Below are 19,138 nucleotides of genomic sequence, written 5' to 3' on the forward strand. Positions count from 1 at the left end.
TCGGCGCCTATCTGAGCGCCGGCAATCTCGCCTGCATACCGGAAGGCAAATGCCGCACGATGAGGCGGCGCAGATCGGCCCAGCCGATACCGATCACAAGCACGACCAGCCCGACAATTATCAGCACCAGGAAACCGATTTTGTCGAAGCCGGCATTGCTGTGCGTGAGGAGAGCCGCGGTCGCGAGGCCTAGCGAGACGAGTCCGGCGGTCACGAAAGCGCGGCGATCGATGACAAGCCCGATCAGCATCATTGCCAGAACCACCACCAGCACCGTTACGGCCTGCAGATAGCTGCCGAATGGCACATCGGTAAGATTGTTAAAGACGGTGCCGCCGCTGGCAAGCTCCAGGCGCAAAGCCAGAAGGACGGTCGAATAAAGCAATGCCGGCGCAGTCGCGAGATGCAGCCAGAACGCGACGTCGGAACGACGCGTAACCCTCTGCGGATCGCTGAGATCGAAACGCATCGCCAAGGCGAAGCTGGCGAGCGCGGTTACCAGCAGGATCATGAGCGTCTGGATCGGATAGTCTGCCGGCACATTCGTGGAACCCGTCACCGTACCGGCGACATAGAAGACCGCTGCGAGAAACAACCCGAACAACGAGAATAAAAATAACGCCAGCGACAGCGGCACGCGATAGCGCCAGTAAAACAATGCCAGCGACAGCGGAAATGGCGCCGCTATGACGATTGCGCCGATGGTGAAATTGTTGCCCAGTGCCGGCGTGGAGCCGACGTAGGTCACCACGGTATGGAAAACCCAGGCGACGAGCGCGACAGTCAAATCCACGGCCGGAAGCGCCAGTCGTTGACGTCGCACCAAGATCTCCGCCAGGACGACGATTGCCAGCAAGGACAGGTAGCGGTTTGCCACTCCCCAGAGCCCGACCAGCAGCACGATGACCCCGATAGTGATGAGCACGTCGTGAAAACCGCGCACGAAACGCGGCGCTTCCGTATCTTCCACCGGATTGGACTCATCAAGGGAGCGCGGCGCCGAGAGCCCCCGATCTATCGACAGAGCGCCGATGTCCTTCCCCGTGAGATAGGGCAGCAATCTCTCGGCCTGGCTCGATGAAATAATCCCCTCGCCGGCTGCCTCGTCCAATGCGATCTTGAGTTCGCTCATTCCTGCTTCCGTCCCGTTTTGCAACGAACAAGCCTCAACACATCGCCGCCGCACAATCAAGGGCTGCCGGACGCCGGTAGGCAATCACCCTGTGATCGCCCGTCATGGTCATGGAAAATGCTTGCACCGCCACAGCTGGCCATGCGATTGCCGATGGACGAGACGTGGAGGACGACAGAAGACATGACGAAACTCGTCTACGAAGACTTCCGGCCGGGACGGGAATTTCCGCTCGGCCCTAAACATATGACAGCGGCGGAAATCATCGAATTCGCCAGGGAATTCGACCCCCAGCCGATGCATCTGGACGAGGAAGCCGGCCGGGCCAGTATTCTCGGCGGCCTTGCCGCTTCCGGCTGGCATACCTCGGCGGTGTTCATGCGCATGATGTGCGACTCCTACCTCCTTGAGGCCGATGCACAGGGTGCACCGGGCATCGATTTCATGGAGTGGAAAAAGCCCGTTCTGGCCGGAGACACGCTGTCGGGCCGATCCATCGTGGTGGAGGTACGCCCCATGCGCTCCCGCCCGGGCATCGGCATCGTTAAATTCCGTCATGAAGTCGAGAACCAGCGCGGCGAGCTCGTCTGCCTCGGAGAGAACGCGACCATGATCCGCATGCGCGCCAGCACGGAGGTCTCGGCATGAAGATGAGCGACCTCTATCCCTTGGGCGAACGCGTCGAGATCGGCAGCCATACCTTCACACCCGAGAGCATCGTCCGCTTCGCCTCGCGCTTCGATCCGCAGATTTTCCATATGGATGCGGAAGCGGCCAGGCACTCACTGTTCGGCGGTCTGTGCGCCTCCGGCTGGCATAGCTGCTCCATGTGGATGCGCAGCTTCGTCGATTTTTGGAAGTCCGAAACGTCCCGGCTTCTCGCCGAAGGCAAGACGCCGCCCAATCTCGGCCCATCGCCGGGTTTCAAGAATCTGCAGTGGCTGCGCCCTGTCTTTGCCGGCGACACGATCACCTATGGCGTGACCATCCTTGGCAGCCGTCCGCTGGCCTCGCGCCCCGGCTGGACGCTCTACACGCTCGCCTGTGATGGGGTGAACCAGCATAACGCACCGGCATTGCGCTTCGAAAGCACCGTGCTGGCCTTTGAATAGCAACCTGCCGAGGCCGCTCATGACGGCCCCGGCAATCTGCCAGGCGGCTTAATGCCCGGCGAATTCTACCAGCGTATGCACCGGCACATCGAGCTCTTCGAGCTTCCTGCGGCCGCCAAGGTCAGGCAGATCGATCACGAAGCAGGCTGCAACGACTTCGGCGCCGATCTGACGCAAGAGCTTCGTCGCACCGACGGCGGTGCCGCCGGTAGCGATCAGATCGTCCACCAGAATGACCTTCTCGCCAGGATTGATCGCATCGCGATGCATCTCCATTTCGTCGACGCCATATTCCAGGCTGTAGGCAATGCGGACGATATCGTGCGGCAACTTGCCCTTCTTGCGGATCGGCACGAAGCCGGACGACAGCTGATGCGCCACTGCACCCCCGAGAATGAAGCCCCGCGCTTCCATCCCGGCGACCTTGTCGATCTTGGAACCGGCATAGGGATGCACCAGCGCATCCACGGCCCGACGAAACGCCCTGGCATCGCCAAGCATCGTCGTGATGTCGCGGAAGATGATACCTGGCTTGGGATAGTCCGGAATGGAACGGATGCTGGCAGCGAGCTCCGAAGTGATAGTGTTCATGAAATATGTACTCTCAGGCTATGATAGGGCCGGCCGTACCCTATCAAGACCCGGGCGTCAGACCAACAAAAAAGGCGGCCTCGACCGGCCGCCTTTTCGTTGAAACATCGCAATACTCAGTGAGCGCCCGCTTTGGCATAGACGGAGCGCTTGGTGAGATAGATCAATGCCGAGAAGATCAACAGAAACACCATGACCATGAAGCCGAGGTGCTTGCGATCTTCCAGATGCGGCTCGGAGGTCCACATCAGGAATGCAGCCACGTCGCGTGCATACTGGTCTACCGTCTGCGGCGAGCCGTCGTCGTAGGTTACCTGGCCGTCGGACAGCGGCTTCGGCATCGCAAAGGTCGCAGCCGCACTGAAATACGGGTTGTAGTGCGAGTTCTGCGGCACCTTGAAACCGGCCGGCGGCTCTTCGTAGCCGGTCAGCAGCGAGTAGATATAGTCCGGCCCGCCTTCTTGATACTGTGTGAAGATATCGAAGATGAACTGCGGGAAGCCGCGCTCGATTTCGCGTGCCTTGGCAAGCAGCGACATGTCGGGCGGCACCGCCCCGTTGTTGGAGGCGGCAGCCGCCTCGTCGTTCGGGAACGGCGAATTGAAATGGTCGGACGGAAGCGCCTTGCGGCTGAACATTTCACCCTGAGGGTTCGGCCCGTCCTGCACCTCGTAATTGGCGGCAAAGGCCTTTACCTGGGCTTCCGAATAGCCGAGATCTTCCAGCGTGCGGTAAGCCACCAGCTTCATCGAGTGGCAGGCCGAACAGACTTCCGTATAGACCTTGAGGCCGCGTTGGAGCTGCGCCTTGTCGTAATAGCCGAACGGACCGGAGAAGGTCCAATGCTGTTCGCGCGGTTCCTTCAGCGGATAATGCGGCGTCTCGGCTTCCGCGGCAGGCTTCGTTTCCGCAGCGATCGCGGAAACAGTGGCCGAACCGCCGATCAGGGCGAGCGAGAGAAGGCCGGCAACAATCTTTTTCATCGTTTTCTTCCTTCCAACCGCTCAGGCGCTCATCGCGACGGCGTCTTTTTTATTGCCGCCCTGCTTCTCAAGAACCGCCTCCGTAATCGAATTCGGAATGCGTTTCGGTGTCTCGACTATGCCAAGGATTGGCATGATGACCAGGAAGAACAGGAAGTAGAACAGCGTCGCGAACTGCGCTGCCGTGGTGTAGATGCCTTCCGCCGGCTGAGAGCCGAGCCAGCCGAGCAGGACGGCATCGGCGATGAACAGCCAGAAGAACAGCTTGTACCAGGGACGATAGACGGCCGAGCGAACCTTCGACGTATCGAGCCAGGGCAGGAAGAACAGCACGATGATCGCGCCGAACATGGTCAGAACGCCGCCGAGCTTGGAGTCGATCGGGCCGATGTTGAAGGTGATCGAGCGCAGCATCGCGTAGAACGGCAGGAAGTACCATTCCGGAACGATATGGGCCGGCGTCTTCAGCGGATTGGCCGGGATATAGTTGTCGGCATGGCCGAGGAAGTTCGGCAGGTAGAAGACGAAATAGGCGAAGACCAGCAGGAAGATGGAAACGCCCAGCGCATCCTTCAGCGTCGCATAGGGCGTGAAGGCGACCGTGTCGGTCTTCAGCTTGACTTCGACGCCGGTCGGGTTCGTCTGGCCGGTCACATGCAGCGCCCAGATGTGCAGGATGACGACACCCGCAATCATGAACGGCAGCAGATAGTGCAGCGAGAAGAACCGGTTGAGCGTCGGATCGTCGACGGCGAAGCCGCCGAGCAGGAAGGTCTGGATCCAATCGCCGACCCACGGGAAGGCAGAGAAGAAACCGGTGATGACGGTTGCGCCCCAGAAGGACATCTGCCCCCAGGGCAGAACGTAGCCCATGAAGGCCGTCGCCATCATCAGAAGATAGATGATCACGCCGAGAATCCAGAGGATTTCGCGCGGCGCCTTGTAGGAGCCGTAATACAGGCCGCGGGCGATGTGCAGATAGACCGCCACGAAGAAGAAGGACGCGCCGTTGGCATGCATGTAGCGCAGCAGCCATCCGTGATTGACGTCGCGGACGATCTTTTCGACCGAATTGAAGGCGATCGCCGTATTGGCGGCATAGTGCATGGCGAGCACGACACCGGTCAGGATCTGCAGGACCAGCATGACGGCCAGCATGGCGCCGAACGTATAGGCATAGTTCAGATTGCGCGGGACCGGGTAGGCGACAAAACTGTCATAGACCATACGCGGCAGCGGCAGCCGCGCATCGACCCATTTTTCGAGCCCTGTCGATGGCTCGTAAGACGAATGACCACTCATGATTCAGTTCCCCCTCAACCGACCTTGATCTTCTTTTCCGACGTGAACGCATATTGCGGAATCGCAAGATTCATCGGCGCAGGCCCGTGGCGAATGCGGCCGGCGGTATCGTAGACCGAGCCGTGGCAGGGACAGAACCACCCGCCGTATTCTCCCGCCTGACCAAGCGGAATGCAGCCGAGATGGGTGCAGACGCCGATCATGACGAGCCAGTTTTCCTTGCCCTCGCCGGCCGAACGGGCGACATCGGTTGCCTGTGCGTCCGACGGCAGATTGGCGTTGCGGGCGATCGGATCCTTCAGGTCCGAAAGCTGCGTGCCCTTGGCATCGTCGATTTCCTTCTGCGTGCGGTTACGGATGAAGACGGGTTTGCCGCGCCACTTCACCGTCAAGGACATGCCAGGCTCGAGACTCGACACATCGACTTCGATGGATGCAAGAGCGAGCGTCGATGCATCCGGCCGCATCTGGTCGATGAACGGCCAAGCCACGGCAACGGCACCCACTGCACCGGCCATACCTGTCGTCAAATAAAGGAAATCGCGACGAGTCGGCTCGCCGGTGGACTCAACTGTCGTACTATGCTCGCTCAAGGCTGCACATCCTCTTCCCGCAGACCACGGCAAAACCGTGATACCCCTCTCACTAACGGCGAATCAAAGCGACCATAATTTAGCCATAGATTCCTCCGTAACCCGCTGCGTTCTAAGCTTGATCGCAAATTATGTCCAGTCTTGGCAAGGGGAGAGGGCACAATGTCGCGGCAAAACTGCGCTGTTTCGCGGCAAGCCCGGAGCGTAAATCTTCCCCTCACCGGGACGAGAAGTTAAGCACCTGAAAAACCACAGAATTCATACGGAATTTTTCTTTGGTGCGGAGCAAAATAGACGCTGAATCGATTGCTGCACGCGATGAAAATAGCCGCGGCATCCGGGAAACTCGGTGCGAACCTCCCTTTTGCCGGCGACCGCGAACACATCTGATGCACGATTTATCGACCTACGCCATAATCGCGCGGTACCGCCAACGCGCTGCGAATGGAGGCCCTATTCCGCATCCGCCGCGATGAAGCCGCCGGATTGGCGAGCCCAAAGCTCCGAATAGAGGCCGCCGCGGGCGATCAGCTCGTCATGGGTCCCCTCCTCGATGATCTTACCCTCGTCGATGACGATCAGACGGTCGAGCTTAGCGATGGTCGACAGCCGGTGTGCTATCGCGAGAACGGTCTTATCCCTCATCAGCCCTTCCAGATTGGACTGAAGCGCTGCCTCTGCCTCCGAATCCAGCGCAGACGTCGCCTCGTCGAGTACGAGAATCGGCGCATTCTTCAGCATGACGCGCGCAATCGCGATGCGCTGGCGCTGGCCGCCTGAAAGCTTGACGCCGCGCTCGCCGACATGGGCCGCATAAGCGATGCGTCCCTTCTGATCCTCCAGAGCGGTAATAAATCCGTCCGCCTCCGCCTGTCGCGCCGCCGCCACCATCTGCTCGTCGCCGGCATCGGGGCGGCCAAAAAGGATGTTGTCGCGAATGGAACGATTGAGGAGTGCCGTATCCTGCGTCACCGTGCCGATGGCGCCACGCAGCGATTCCTGTCTAACCGTGGCGATGTCCTGGCCGTCGATCAGGATACGGCCCCCCTCGAGATCGTAGAAGCGCAGCAACAGGTTGACGAGTGTCGTCTTGCCCGCCCCCGAGCGGCCGACGATGCCGACTTTCTCTCCCGCACGCACATGGAAAGAGAAATTGTCGATGATGCCGCCGCCGCGTCCGTAGTGGAAGCTTACATCGTCAAAGCGGATCTCTGGGCCTTTGACCGTCAGGTCCCTCGCGTCAGGCCGATCGACAAGCCCTATCGCCTCGGAGATCATCTCGGCCGAATTCTGGATGGTGCCGAGATTGCGCATGATGGCATTGAATTGCGACATCATGCGGCCGAACAGCATGTTAAGACGGAGCACCATGCTGAGCGTGAAGGCGACGCCGCCCGTCGAAATCTCTCCCGCCAGCCAGAGATGCACGGCCAATGCGCCGATGGTGGTGATCATGACGCCGGAGAGCAGCGCCAGCGAGGAGCGCACGCCGGTCAGCAGCCGCGTGAACGGCATGACGGCTGCCTGGAAGCGGTCGAAGCCGTTTCGGATGTAATGGTCGTTCTGCTCTTCGCGGCCGAAGAGCTTCAACGTCTGGATATTGGCATAGGCATCGACCATGCGGCCATTCAGCATCGAGGACGCCTCGGCCGCATTACGCGCATGCTGCCGGATGCGCGGCACGAAATAGCGGGCGAGCAGCGAAAAGATGCCGATCCACACTGCGATCACCAGCGCCAGCCGCCAGTCGAGCCCACCGACCAGCGCAATGGTCGATGCGGCATAGATGATGATGAACCAGACCACCTGCAGCAGCGAGACGACGAGATCGCCAAGCGCCTGCCCGGCCGACCAGACCTTAGTGACGACGCGGCCGGAAAAATCGTTCTGGAAAAACTCGACCGATTGTCGCGCCACATGCCGGTAGGCCTGCCAGCGCACGAGGTTGAGAAAGCCCGGGACGACCACCTGCTCCTCGACCAGCGCGCCGAGGCTGACGATGACGAAGCGCACGACGAGCACGACGAAGACCATGCCGAGCAGCGTTCCGCCGTGGCCGGCAAGCAGCCCCGACCACCCCTCGCCCGGCTTCACCTTGTCGAGAATATCGACCAGATGGCCGACGAACCAGAACAGCGCTGCTTCGAGCATGGCGACTGCTCCGCCGAGCGCCGCCATGGCCAGGAAGGGTCCCTTGGCCTGGCCGACATAGTACCAGATGAACGCACCGAGCGACCGCGGCGGTCGAAGATCGCCACGGCGATAATAAGGATCAATCCACGTCTCGAACAGACGGAATACCGAACGAATGAACATGTCCAGCGATATAGGGAATTTCCGAAGGTCCGGAAAGTAAAGGCTGGCCACGGCAAAGGTTACATTTTCGTTAGAATAACCTGTCCGTGCGCCATGATCGAGCGCCAAGCGCCAAATGACGACCGAGCTGCAATTTCGTTCAAGACCGGAAAACGCGATGCCTCGATATTGCCGGAAGCCATTATCGAGTGAGATTCATGCCCGCCATCTCCCCGCAAGCCGAAGCGATGTATCCGCGGCATCCGTTATCAATCCGCACCTTGCCCGCGGTGAACCTGCCAGCCGGATATTCCGGCGTGCAAAATAGTGCAATTGCCGATCTCGTCGTCGGAAAAGCTTCACCCGCGGTCCGCCCGGACCCCTCGCGCGGATCGACGCCCGAAACAGGCGCGTTGGCCCAGCCCTTGCCGCCGATACTCCGCTCTTCCATGGGGGCGGTCGCATGAGCATCGACTTTCTGATAACAACCCTCATCGTCGTGGCGTCTCCCGGCACCGGCGCAATCTACACGCTTGCCGCCGGATTATCGGGCGGTGCGAGGGCGAGTATAGTCGCCGCGTTCGGCTGCACGCTCGGTATCATCCCGCATTTGCTTGCCGCAATAAGCGGCCTTGCCGCACTCCTGCACACCAGTGCCGTGGCATTTCAAGCGCTCAAATGGCTCGGAGTGGCCTATCTGCTCTACATGGCCTGGTCGATGTTTTTGGAACGGGGCATTATGCGCGTTGACGGTGCACCGACCGACAAGAGCACGCGGCAAGTGATCGCCTCGGCAATCCTGATCAATCTGCTCAATCCCAAATTATCGATCTTTTTCTTCGCCTTCCTGCCTCAATTCGTGATGCCGGATCAGCCGAATCCGATTGCGCTGATGCTGAAGCTGAGCCTGGTATTTATGGCGCTCACCTTCGTCATTTTCGCAGGCTATGGCGTGTTCGCGGCCTATCTGCGCCGCCGTATCGTTGCAAATCCGGCCGTTCAGTCTTGGATGCGGCGAAGCTTTGCGGCCGCCTTCGGATTGCTCGCGGTACAACTTGCTCTTGCGAGCCGTTAGAGCCTCGGCCTTTTAGCGGCCGGCCTGAAGCCTTTGTTCCGCCAAAACGGCATCGTCCAAAGGCGCATGGAAGCAACAACCGGGGCGCCTCGGCGCCCCGGTTGTCCAGCTCGCTATTGTGCTGCCGCCTCGACCTCTTCGTGGTCGGCGAGGAAACCGCCGGACTGGCGGCTCCAGAGTTCGGCATAAATGCCGCCATTCTTGACCAGTTCCTGATGCGTGCCCATTTCGATGATCCGGCCTTTGTCGAGAACGACGAGGCGGTCCATCTCGGTCAAGGTCGACAGGCGGTGGGCGATCGCAATCACCGTCTTGCCGTGCATCAGCGCGAAGAGGTTTTCCTGGATCGCCGCCTCCACTTCGGAATCGAGCGCCGAGGTTGCCTCGTCGAGCACCAGGATCGGTGCATCCTTCAGGAAGACGCGGGCGATCGCGATACGCTGCCGCTGGCCGCCTGACAGTTTGACGCCCCGCTCGCCGACCTGCGCATCGAGCCCCGTGCGGCCATGCATGTCGACCAGTCCCTCGATGAACTCCCAGGCATTGGCGCGCTTGGCCGCCTGGATGATGTCCTCGTCGGTCGCGTCCGGGCGGCCGTAGGCGATGTTGTCGCGGATCGAGCGGTGCAGCAGGGACGTATCCTGTGTCACCACGCCGACCATCGAGCGAAGGCTGTCCTGCGTCACCCCGGCAATGTCATGGCCATCGATGGTGATGCGGCCGCTTTCCAGATCGTAGAAGCGCAGCAGCAGGTTCATCAGCGTCGTCTTGCCGGCGCCCGAGCGGCCGACGAGACCGACCTTTTCGCCCGCGCGGATGTCGAGGCTCAGATCCTCCATGACGCCCTTCGCCTTGCCATAGTGGAAGCGAATGTGCTCGAACCGGATCGCACCCTGCTTGGCAACGATCGCCGAAGCTGCCGGCTTGTCGACGATGTCGTGCGGCTTCGTCATCATCTCCATGCCGTCATAAACGGTGCCGATGTTCTCGAAGAGCGCCGAGACTTCCCACATCACCCACTGCGACATGCCGTTGACGCGCATGGCAAGGCCGATGGCAATGGCGATGGAGCCGACCGAGATCGAGCCGCTGAGCCAGAACCAGATCGACAGAGCCGAGACGATGAACAGCGCCGCGCAGTTGTTGAAATAGACCGAGGCGTGGAACAGCGTCACCTTGCGCATCTGCTTGTGCACGGTATCGAGGAACTCCTCCATGCCGGCCTTGGCATATTTCTCCTCGCGGCCCGCATGGGAGAACAGCTTCACCGTGGCGATGTTGGTGTAGCTGTCGACCACACGGCCTGTCATCGACGAGCGCGCATCGGCCTGCTGCGCGGCGATCTTGCGCAGTACCGGCACGAAATAGCCGACGATGGCGACATAGACGCCAAGCCAGACCAGGATCGGGATCATCAGCCGCCAGTCCGCCGCCCCGATGACAAGGATCATCGACAGGAAATAGGTGAACACGTAGACGAAGACGTCCAGGATCTTCATGACCGTTTCGCGCACGGCAAGCGAGGTCTGCATCACCTTGGTGGCGACGCGGCCCGCGAACTCGTTGGCGAAAAAGGTCATGCTGTGGCGCAGCAGGAAGCGGTGCATCTGCCAGCGCGCAATCATCGGATAGTTGCCAAGCAGCACCTGATGCATGATGAAGCTGTCGAGGATCGCCGCTGCCGGCAAGCCGGCAAGCACCATCGCGCCCATCCAGAAGAGCTTGTGCCATTCCGTCTGCAGGAATGTCGTCTTATCCGCCTTCGTCAGCCAATCGACGATGTTTCCGAGAAACTGGAATAGCGCCACCTCACCGATCGCAATCGACATGGTGAGAATGCTCATGGCGATCAGCCACGGCAGGGCCGGCCTGGAATAATGCCAGCAGAAGGCGAAGAGGCCGCGCGGCGGCGTATCCGGCACCTCGCTCGGGAATGGATTTAGTCGGCGTTCGAACCAGCCAAACATTGAAATGCTCCAAAGACTCGACCCTTCGACCACCCGCTGCGCGCAAAGGTCGCAGACTCATATGGTGGCCGGGCGGTAAAACGACGAGGCCATGCAGGCCGCGCAGTGATTTAAAGAAGGGGGGTACTTGCAAATACGCGCCTTGCAGCGCTCTTCAAATCCGTGGATTCACGGTTCGGAGGCGCATAATCACAAACAAGATATCCATCTGAGCCTCCTTCTTTCGCAAGTTGTAGAGCACCCGTCTTTTAGCGCGACTTTTCTTGTTTGAAAAGCGAAATATGCCTGAAAAATGGGCTAAATCCTTCAATTCTGTTTATGGCAGGCATCATGGAAACTAAGGGCTCGCCAAAAATCGAAGACAAATCCAGGCGATTTCGCTAGTTGCAGCACATGACAAAACTTCGCATCGCTCTCTACCAGCCCGATATTCCCGGCAATACCGGTACGATCCTGCGGCTCGCCGCCTGCCTCGGCCTCGGCGTCGACATCATCGAGCCGGCGGGTTTCGACATCTCCGACCGCAATCTGAAGCGCGCCGGCATGGACTATCTTGCCTCCGTCGCCCTCACGCGGCATGTGAACTGGGAGCGCTTCGAGGCATGGCGGCAGGAAAGCGGCCGCCGGCTGGTGCTGGCCTCGACGAAGGCAGCTCAGCCTTACACCGGCTTCGCCTACCGCGATGGCGATGTGCTTCTCTTCGGCCGCGAGAGCGCCGGCGTCCCGGACCACGTACACGAAAGAGCCGGCGGTCGCGTTCTCATCCCCATGGTCGAAGGCCAACGCTCCATCAATGTCGCCATGTCCGCGGCGATGATAGCGGGTGAAGCGCTGCGGCAAACGCAATGGTCGCCGCCTGCACCCCGAGCCTGAATGTCGCACCCGAATAGGCGTTGGCACACCGAATAAAGTGTGAGAAGCTTCATTATGGAATGCTCTAACTCAGGCGACCTTGGCGAGGTGACCCATGTTCCAGACGGCATTCACGCTTTCCCTCACGCAGTTTGCGCGCGCATTGAGCCTCCCCGAACGGCTCCAGCATTCGCCTGCTCGCAATCTGGCCCTCGAAGGCTTTCGTCAACGGAATTTCGCACTTGATGCGCTGTTCTACGATGTCAAGGTGATCACGCCGGAAGAGGCCTTCTACATCAGCGATTCCCTGGCCGCCGAAGGCGCGATCATGATCGTCCCGCCGAGCGGCCTTGGTGCGCTCACCCTCTGCGAAACCATCGATGAGTTCGTCCTGCGCGGAGGCGGCAATGCCCGGGCGCTTGCCGTCGCCGGCATCGGCGGTTCGGCGCTCGGCGCCGCCGCATTCGCCCGCAACGTGGCCGATGCGCTCGACGCGCCCGTCGCAGTCGTCGTCTCGGGCTATGGCATCGCCGATGTCATCACTGAAGCCTTCGGCGGACTGTTTTTCTTCGGCCACCTGCGAGGCCTGCGGCCATTTCTCGAAAGCCTGGACGACCTTGCCGGCCGCCCCAGGGTCGGCGCGCATCGCGACGAAACGACCGCCCGAGCGAGCCTCGACACCAGAACCGTGCAGGCGCTTCTTGCCGACCGCCGCCTTTCCTTCCGCCTGCTCACTGGCCACTCCAAGGGCAATCTCGTGCTGTCGGCCGCACTGCATAACCTTTGGAAACAGGACGAAGGGCGGGTCGCCGAACTGGCGCGGCATACGAAGATCGTGACGATCGGCACGCGCATCGCCATGCCGCCGGTTTTCACCGACGTCGTCGACGTCATGGGCGAATGGGACTGGTTCGGCGAGATCAACTCCCGGCCGTTCATTCATGCCGATCGGCGCGTTCCGCAGGCGTGGCATCACACGAACACCGACTTGGGCGGGCATCTGCCTGTGACAACCACGCTTCGGGAAATCCTTGCGGCATCGCCAATCGTCGAGAGCCCCCAAGCAGCGGACCATCAGACCGAAACGCCCGGTGCGATATCCGAACCGGCAATGCCGCACACGGAGGCTCTCTTGCCTCCCGTTCCGGGCGGAAGACAACGAGCAACGATAGAAATGGTCAAGAAAGCCTTCTCTGCAGGCATCGCGGTCCAGCCGGCCGGATCCGGCGCATCGGATGATCCGCAATCAGCCAACCCGCATTGATTGCGTCATAAAGGGTGTGTTTGCCGCAAGCATGCTGAGATATGCTTCGGCCTCATTGCCCGTCGCTGCGAGCCGGTTTTTCGTTCGGCTCAATCCGCCGACGGCAGGCGCCGCATGGTAAATTCGATGCGATCGCCGTCCACCTGACGCCAGCTTTCCACTTCGGTCCAATAGGCAGCTTTCGGAAATTCATCGAACCACTCGCGCGCCTTTTCACGCGCTTCGGGGCGACTGAGACAAAAGGTTTCGCGAACGAATTCGCTTTTCCCGCCTGCAGGGTGATCCTGCCGGTAACGGAATATTCTGTTTCTCAACCCATCCAAGGGCGGCGGTCCAGGTATCCTCATGACAAAACCTCGCCTTCGAGAGGGGGAACATAATACCGCATTGTGAAATTTGCGAGTCGATTCTCCTGCGGCTCCGCCGCACTGGCAGCGCCGCAATCTTGCTGATATTCCAAATCACGATACATACGGTGCGAATCGCGGGCCGCCGGCTGCTCGCACCGTCGGAGAGCGTGAATGGAACGACCCAATCTTCCCAAGGGATTACCCGAGGATATTGAAGAAAAGAAAGAGGCCGCACGGCACTGGTTCGAAGGCCTGCGCGACACGATCTGCGCGGAATTCGAGCAGCTGGAAAACGAGGTGACCGGCCCCCTTTCCGACCAGGAGCCCGGCCGTTTCGTGGCCAAGGACTGGCAGCGGGAGAAGGGTCAGGGCGGCGGCGGCCGCATGTCCATGATGGAAGGCCGCGTCTTCGAAAAGGTCGGGGTCCACACTTCGACGGTCTACGGCGAATTCTCTCCCGACTTCCGCAGCCATATCCCAGGCGCCGAGGAAGATCCCCGCTTCTGGGCCTCGGGGCTCTCGCTGATCGCCCACCCCGTCAATCCGAACGTGCCGACCGTGCACATGAATACGCGCATGGTGGTGACGACGAGCCAATGGTTCGGCGGCGGCGCCGATCTGACGCCGATGCTCGACCGCCGGCGCACCCAGGAAGATCCCGACACTGTCCTCTTCCATCGCGCCATGCAGATCGTCTGCGACCGCCATTCCGTCGCCGACTATCAGCGCTACAAGAACTGGTGCGACGAATATTTCTTCCTGAAGCACCGCAACGAGCCTCGAGGAATCGGCGGCATCTTCTTCGACTGGCTGCATTCGACGGAAGAAGCCGGCGGCTGGAGCGCGGATTTCGCCTTCACCCGCGATGTCGGCCGCGCTTTCGCGATGGTCTATCCGCGGATCGTTCGCTCCAATTTCAACGAAACATGGGCGGAGGAGGATCGCGACGAGCAATTAATTCGCCGCGGACGTTATGTGGAGTTCAATTTGCTCTACGATAGAGGTACAATATTCGGGCTGAAGACAGGCGGCAACGTCGAGTCGATCCTATCGTCTCTGCCGCCGGTGGTGCGTTGGCCCTGAACATGCCGCACAAAATCGCATGGCGGTTTGCGATAGCGGCGTGGAAAACAAAGGATCGAAGCACAGTCAGCGATCTGAAAGACCGCGACGTGCTTCGGGCGTTCAGAAAAAAATTTAATCGGACAATGCCCTAAAATCGGCGGGAGGGATGCCTAAGTGACCTAATGCTCGTTCCAATCGGAGGAGGTTGTAATGGCAGCAGAGAAACAAGTCACGGAAGCTTCGAAAGAACAGAAACTTTCGCGCGCAGTCGACAGTCCGGAATTCATCGTCCGGCTGGCCGAGGATATGCGGATCCGCAGTGGATCCGATCTGCCCCTTTCCTGTTTCATCGAGCAGGTAAGAATGCAATTGGCAGGCAAGTCGCCGAAGGATATCGTCCGCTTCGCGGCCGATCGTTCGGCAAGACAGGCGCCGATTACCAAGTATCAATCATCGGACTGCTTCAAATCCTGGGCAATGCCGGATTGAATTCGGAAGACCGACGCCGGCGAGCGATAGACTTGCCGGATGGCGGAAACCTTTTCCCGCCCATCGCGTTTAGGCCTTCATGCCTTTCGCAGGGCGAAAAGGATTGAAAGATTGAGGAGGAAGATATGCGGCTATTCGAATGTGGTACGCTTGTGCCCGGTTGCGCCTGGCATACCCGCGCCAAGGATGACGCCGAGGTGGTCCGCCGCGCCGTCGAACATATGCGGGAGGCGCATGGCGAAACCATCATCCGCGAAAACATGGTCGACAATATCAAAGCAAGGATTCGCGACGAGGCCAATGCGGCCTGATCGGCGGTTCGCCAGTCAACCCCGCGGATCAGATTTCATTATCAGGCATTGGCCAAATCCTTGAGTCGGGCGAGAAGGCTCGCCCGGTTCATCGCGAAATTCCCCTCGAGCCACTCATGCTCGAGTTTGGTCAGGAGCTCGCCCACGCGCGGCCCGGCGCTGACGCCCGCGGCAAGCGCATCTGCGCCGCTGAGCGGAAAAGCCGGCTTCTTCCATTTTGCGATATGCTCCAGCAATTTTCCGAGCCGGGCAACACGGGCCATCTCCTCGAAATCGCCCTCCGCCTTGTTCCGGGCGACCGCAAGCGCCAGCTTTAGGCGAACTGCGATGCCGGTCGGATCGTGGCGATAAAGCAGACGGTCGAAGACCGTTTCCGAAATATCATCCTTGACGACGGGTGCGGTCGCCCATGCCTGAAGATAAGCCCCTTCGGCTTTGGAGAGGCGCAGCCGCTCGGCCAGCTTGGCAAGCCTTGCCGCATCGGGCGGCACGATGGCGGCAAGTCGCAGCAAAGGCTCCGGCGGCCAGCCGAGAGCCTGTTCGGCGGCCACCAACCCCGGAATGGCGTCGATGCCCCATTTCTCCGTCTCCGGCAGCACCTCGGTCAATATGCCGATCTGGCGCATCCAGAGCAGCGCCCTGCCTGGGTCCTGGGCCGCCAGCAGCTTCTTCATTTCAGACCAGACGCGCTCGGCCGAGAGCGTTGATATCTTCGACCGTGCAGCAGCACAGGCGCGCAGCCCATCGGCATCGGGTCGCCCGCTGCCGTAATAGGCGAAAAAGCGGAAGAAACGTAGGATGCGCAAGTAATCCTCGGCAATCCGTGTCGCCGCATCGCCGATGAAGCGAATGTTGCGTCGCTCCAGATCCGTAAGCCCGCCGACGAGATCCACGACCTCGCCATTGGCGGACGCATAAAGCGCATTGATCGTCAGGTCGCGCCGTTCGGCATCCGCCTGCCAATCCTGGCTGAAGGCAACACGGGCACGCCTGCCGTCCGTTTCAACGTCGTGCCGCAACGTGGTGATTTCGAACGGTTTTCCATCAATGACCAGAGTGACGGTGCCATGGGCAATGCCCGTCGGCACCGCCTTGATCCTCGCTGTACCTGCCCTTTCGACGACCGCTTCCGGCAAAAGAGTTGTGGCTATGTCGATATCGGCGACGGGCAGCCCCAGCAGGCTGTTGCGGACGGCACCACCGACCACGCGCCCCTCGCCGCCATCGGCATCGAGCAGCGCCAGCACGCGCTGCAGTGCCTCATCGCGAAACCAGGCCTCACCGGCAACGGACGTCATGTATAAAGCCTTTCGTAAAGCGTGCGGACGATACCCGCGGTAATGCCCCAGATCATGCGCTGTCCATAGGGCATGCGGTAGAAATGGCGCTCGGTCCCCTGCCATAGCATCGTGTCGGTCACATGGTGGCTGGGATTCATCAGGAACGAGAGCGGCACCTCGAAGGCATCCTCGACCTCGGTCGGATTGAGTGCGAGATGGAAGCCCGGCTTCACCACGGCGAGAATGGGCGTGATGCGAAAACCGGTCGCCGCCAGATAGTGCGGCAGCCGTGCCACGGGCTCGATGAAGATATCGGCCAGCCCGATTTCCTCGCCCGCTTCGCGCATTGCCGCCATCTCCGGCGATGCATCCTCCGGATCGATGGCACCGCCGGGGAATGCGATCTGGCCGGAGTGCTTCCGCAGGGTCGATGTCCTGAGCGTGAAGATCACCTTCGCATCCTCGCCGTTGTCGACGACGGGCACGAGTACGGCGGCATCCTTCAGCTTCAGGTCCGCCACCTGCGATATCGTCTCCGGATTGAGGAGGTGATCGCCATGATCGCGCCAGGCAAGCTCCACCGGCCCGCCGCTCTGATGGAGGGCGCGGCGACGGAACTCATCCGCAGAATAAAGGGGGAATTCGCTCATCGAGTCAGTGCATCCAGTTCGGCCACCGGCATGATCGGAAAGATCGAGCCGCCGGAGCGCACGCAGAAGATCTGGCGTCCGGCAATTTCGATGGGTTCGCCAAGCTCGACAAGATCATACATGACAGCGCGCGTCACCAAGGCCTCCAGGCGCCCGCGAACATGCAGGTAGGGCTTCAGCTCGTCGTTTTCGCCGCGGATGACGAAACGGATCGGATGGTCCCTGCCAGCCTCGACGACATCGCCGACATTCGTGCGGAACGTCAGCACGCGTTTGCCGTCGCGCTCCGTGACGCTCATTTCGACAGCGACGAACGGCGCGTCGGCGACGCGAATGCCGACCTTTTCCACAGGCGTGACAAGATAGGTCTTTTCGTCGGCATCCTTGCGCAGAACTGTGGAAAACAGCCGCACGAGAGGGGCGCGGCCGATCGGCGTGCCGAGATAGAACCAGGTACCGTCGGCGCGGATCTCCATGTCGATATCGCCGCAAAACGGTGGATTCCAGAGATCTACAGGCGGCAATCCCTTCTTGCGGCCGCCGCTATCGCCGGCCGCACGCGATATCAGCGCCGCCAGGCTCGCTGCATCGCCAGTCGCCTTGATTTCCTCGGTTGCCATTCTTCTGTCCCGGTTGGCCGTTAGTGACAAATACGACAGTTTCTCACGAGATAGTCATTTGAAACGTGCTTGTCAGCCGTCTTGGTGGCGATAAGTTGTATTGATTATGAGGCAAATGTGTAACGTCTGCGAATCGCGCGCACCGTTTTTCTGCCATTGGAGACGCAAATGGGCATGATCAAATCGACCGAAACGACCCTCGACGAGCAGGCCATCATCGCATCCGCCGAAAAGGCGCTGGGCGATATTGCCGCCGTTCGCCAGGAGGTGTCGAAGGTCATTTTCGGCCAGGAAAGCGTCGTGGAGAACACGCTGCTTGCCGTACTTGCCGGCGGCCATGCTCTGCTGGTCGGCGTACCGGGCCTTGCGAAGACGAAGCTCGTGACGACGCTCGGCACAGTTCTCGGCCTTGCCTCCAACCGCGTGCAGTTCACGCCGGACCTGATGCCCTCGGATATTCTCGGCTCCGAAGTCATGGACCAGGATGAGACCGGCCGCCGATCCTTCCGCTTCGTCAAGGGACCGGTTTTTACGCAATTGCTGATGGCCGACGAGATCAACCGAGCCTCGCCGCGCACGCAGTCGGCCCTGCTGCAGTCGATGCAGGAATATCATGTCACCATCGCCGGCCAGCGTTATGACCTGCCCGCGCCCTTCCACGTTCTCGCAACGCAGAACCCGCTTGAGCAGGAAGGCACCTATCCGCTGCCGGAAGCCCAGCTCGATCGCTTCCTGCTGCAGGTCGACGTCGGTTATCCCGAACTCGCCGACGAGCGTCGCATCCTGCTCGAAACCACGGGCCTGAGCGAAGCGACGCCGCAGGCCGTCATCGACGCCGAGCGCCTTCTCGAGATCCAGCAGCTCATCCGCCAGATGCCCGTCGGCGATGGCGTGGTCGATGCGATCCTGTCTCTGGTGCGTTCGGCCCGCCCCGGCCAGGGCAATGCCTCGACCGACAAGAACGTCGCCTGGGGTCCTGGCCCGCGCGCCGGTCAGGCTATGATGCTTTGCGCCCGCGCCCGCGCCCTCTATGAGGGCCGGCTTGCGCCGTCGATCGATGACGTGCGTGCGCTTGCCGAACCCGTTCTTGAGCATCGCATGGCGCTGACCTTTGCGGCCCGCGCAGAAGGCATGTCCGTTCGTGATGTCATTGCAGGGCTGGTCAAGCAGTCGAGATCATGATGCGGATGTCGAGGAGAGTATAGCG

General features: G+C 60.6%; 20 protein-coding genes. 9 read left to right on the top strand and 11 right to left on the bottom strand.

The genetic code is table 11. From position 1 onward, the window contains the following. Window positions 1–7: 7 nt before the first annotated feature. Complete coding sequence (locus tag Q4Q11_RS10015) at window positions 8–1,132, bottom strand: hypothetical protein (RefSeq protein ID WP_498569400.1); 1,125 nt, start codon at window positions 1,130–1,132, stop codon at window positions 8–10. A 183-nt stretch (window positions 1,133–1,315) separates the two neighbouring features. On the opposite strand from Q4Q11_RS10015, the gene Q4Q11_RS10020 reads away from it, so the two are divergent. Together Q4Q11_RS10020 and Q4Q11_RS10025 are read left to right on the top strand one after the other, a co-directional pair. Beyond that, window positions 1,316–1,780, top strand: a complete 465-nt coding sequence (locus Q4Q11_RS10020) for a MaoC family dehydratase (RefSeq protein WP_112506193.1) — start codon at window positions 1,316–1,318, stop codon at window positions 1,778–1,780. Next, on the top strand, window positions 1,777–2,244 hold the full coding sequence (locus Q4Q11_RS10025; RefSeq protein WP_113222492.1) for a MaoC family dehydratase: 468 nt from the start codon (window positions 1,777–1,779) through the stop codon (window positions 2,242–2,244). Before Q4Q11_RS10020 ends, Q4Q11_RS10025 begins: the two co-directional genes overlap by 4 nt. A 48-nt stretch (window positions 2,245–2,292) precedes the next feature. Here the strand turns inward: Q4Q11_RS10025 and Q4Q11_RS10030 are convergent, their stop codons facing one another. The 5 genes from Q4Q11_RS10030 to Q4Q11_RS10050 all read right to left on the bottom strand — a co-directional run bounded on the left by Q4Q11_RS10030 (window position 2,293) and on the right by Q4Q11_RS10050 (window position 8,029). Continuing rightward, complete coding sequence (locus Q4Q11_RS10030; protein WP_112506003.1) at window positions 2,293–2,835, bottom strand: adenine phosphoribosyltransferase; 543 nt, start codon at window positions 2,833–2,835, stop codon at window positions 2,293–2,295. Between the two features lie 116 nt (window positions 2,836–2,951). Then, on the bottom strand, window positions 2,952–3,818 hold the full coding sequence (locus tag Q4Q11_RS10035; RefSeq protein WP_113216606.1) for a cytochrome c1: 867 nt from the start codon (window positions 3,816–3,818) through the stop codon (window positions 2,952–2,954). A gap of 21 nt (window positions 3,819–3,839) precedes the next feature. Beyond that, window positions 3,840–5,120 carry a cytochrome b N-terminal domain-containing protein gene (locus Q4Q11_RS10040; protein WP_112506009.1) on the bottom strand — a complete coding sequence of 427 codons (1,281 nt, stop codon included), beginning with the start codon at window positions 5,118–5,120 and terminating at the stop codon, window positions 3,840–3,842. Window positions 5,121–5,134: 14 nt separating this feature from the next. Continuing rightward, complete coding sequence (petA, locus tag Q4Q11_RS10045) at window positions 5,135–5,713, bottom strand: ubiquinol-cytochrome c reductase iron-sulfur subunit (protein WP_112506012.1); 579 nt, start codon at window positions 5,711–5,713, stop codon at window positions 5,135–5,137. A 453-nt stretch (window positions 5,714–6,166) separates the two neighbouring features. Next, a complete protein-coding gene (locus tag Q4Q11_RS10050; protein ID WP_498569401.1) occupies window positions 6,167–8,029 on the bottom strand; it encodes an ABC transporter ATP-binding protein in 1,863 nt (620 codons plus the stop codon). Window positions 8,030–8,471: 442 nt separating this feature from the next. Between Q4Q11_RS10050 and Q4Q11_RS10055 the strand changes: the two genes are divergently transcribed. Beyond that, complete coding sequence (locus tag Q4Q11_RS10055) at window positions 8,472–9,083, top strand: LysE family translocator (RefSeq protein ID WP_112506019.1); 612 nt, start codon at window positions 8,472–8,474, stop codon at window positions 9,081–9,083. A gap of 113 nt (window positions 9,084–9,196) precedes the next feature. On the opposite strand, the gene Q4Q11_RS10060 is transcribed toward Q4Q11_RS10055, so the two are convergent. Further along, on the bottom strand, window positions 9,197–11,050 hold the full coding sequence (locus Q4Q11_RS10060) for an ABC transporter ATP-binding protein (RefSeq protein ID WP_498569402.1): 1,854 nt from the start codon (window positions 11,048–11,050) through the stop codon (window positions 9,197–9,199). 393 nt (window positions 11,051–11,443) lie between these two features. On the opposite strand from Q4Q11_RS10060, the gene Q4Q11_RS10065 reads away from it, so the two are divergent. Together Q4Q11_RS10065 and Q4Q11_RS10070 are read left to right on the top strand one after the other, a co-directional pair. Continuing rightward, on the top strand, window positions 11,444–11,923 hold the full coding sequence (locus Q4Q11_RS10065; RefSeq protein WP_112506025.1) for a tRNA (cytidine(34)-2'-O)-methyltransferase: 480 nt from the start codon (window positions 11,444–11,446) through the stop codon (window positions 11,921–11,923). Window positions 11,924–12,017: 94 nt separating this feature from the next. Then, a complete protein-coding gene (locus Q4Q11_RS10070; protein ID WP_113216611.1) occupies window positions 12,018–13,166 on the top strand; it encodes a hypothetical protein in 1,149 nt (382 codons plus the stop codon). A gap of 89 nt (window positions 13,167–13,255) precedes the next feature. Here Q4Q11_RS10070 and Q4Q11_RS10075 read toward each other — a convergent pair whose 3' ends face one another. Beyond that, window positions 13,256–13,513 carry a hypothetical protein gene (locus Q4Q11_RS10075; RefSeq protein ID WP_112506029.1) on the bottom strand — a complete coding sequence of 86 codons (258 nt, stop codon included), beginning with the start codon at window positions 13,511–13,513 and terminating at the stop codon, window positions 13,256–13,258. A gap of 174 nt (window positions 13,514–13,687) precedes the next feature. Here Q4Q11_RS10075 and hemF point away from each other — a divergent pair, with 174 nt between their 5' ends. The 3 genes from hemF (at window position 13,688) to Q4Q11_RS10090 (ending at window position 15,381) form a co-directional block, all read left to right on the top strand. After that, a complete protein-coding gene (gene hemF / locus Q4Q11_RS10080; protein ID WP_498569403.1) occupies window positions 13,688–14,599 on the top strand; it encodes an oxygen-dependent coproporphyrinogen oxidase in 912 nt (303 codons plus the stop codon). Between the two features lie 192 nt (window positions 14,600–14,791). Beyond that, window positions 14,792–15,070, top strand: coding sequence for a hypothetical protein (locus Q4Q11_RS10085; RefSeq protein WP_112506033.1), 279 nt, complete (start codon window positions 14,792–14,794; stop codon window positions 15,068–15,070). A 125-nt stretch (window positions 15,071–15,195) separates the two neighbouring features. Continuing rightward, window positions 15,196–15,381, top strand: coding sequence for a DUF1059 domain-containing protein (locus Q4Q11_RS10090; protein ID WP_075851104.1), 186 nt, complete (start codon window positions 15,196–15,198; stop codon window positions 15,379–15,381). 41 nt (window positions 15,382–15,422) lie between these two features. Here Q4Q11_RS10090 and Q4Q11_RS10095 read toward each other — a convergent pair whose 3' ends face one another. Genes Q4Q11_RS10095 through Q4Q11_RS10105 form a run of 3 tightly spaced genes read right to left on the bottom strand, consistent with a single transcriptional unit; the run spans window position 15,423 to window position 17,931 of the window. Beyond that, window positions 15,423–16,679 (bottom strand): CCA tRNA nucleotidyltransferase, encoded by a 1,257-nt coding sequence (locus tag Q4Q11_RS10095; protein WP_498569404.1) that lies wholly within the window; start codon window positions 16,677–16,679, stop codon window positions 15,423–15,425. After that, window positions 16,676–17,311 (bottom strand): CoA pyrophosphatase, encoded by a 636-nt coding sequence (locus tag Q4Q11_RS10100; protein ID WP_112506038.1) that lies wholly within the window; start codon window positions 17,309–17,311, stop codon window positions 16,676–16,678. The genes Q4Q11_RS10095 and Q4Q11_RS10100 overlap by 4 nt, the downstream gene beginning before the upstream one ends. Continuing rightward, window positions 17,308–17,931, bottom strand: a complete 624-nt coding sequence (locus tag Q4Q11_RS10105; protein ID WP_112506040.1) for a DUF1285 domain-containing protein — start codon at window positions 17,929–17,931, stop codon at window positions 17,308–17,310. The genes Q4Q11_RS10100 and Q4Q11_RS10105 overlap by 4 nt, the downstream gene beginning before the upstream one ends. A 168-nt stretch (window positions 17,932–18,099) precedes the next feature. Between Q4Q11_RS10105 and Q4Q11_RS10110 the strand changes: the two genes are divergently transcribed. Continuing rightward, the gene (locus tag Q4Q11_RS10110; RefSeq protein WP_498569405.1) at window positions 18,100–19,113 is read left to right on the top strand and encodes an AAA family ATPase; all 1,014 of its coding nucleotides are present in this window, start codon (window positions 18,100–18,102) and stop codon (window positions 19,111–19,113) included. Window positions 19,114–19,138: the final 25 nt, after the last annotated feature.

The organism is Rhizobium sp. UFLA01-1127, from assembly GCF_059803845.1.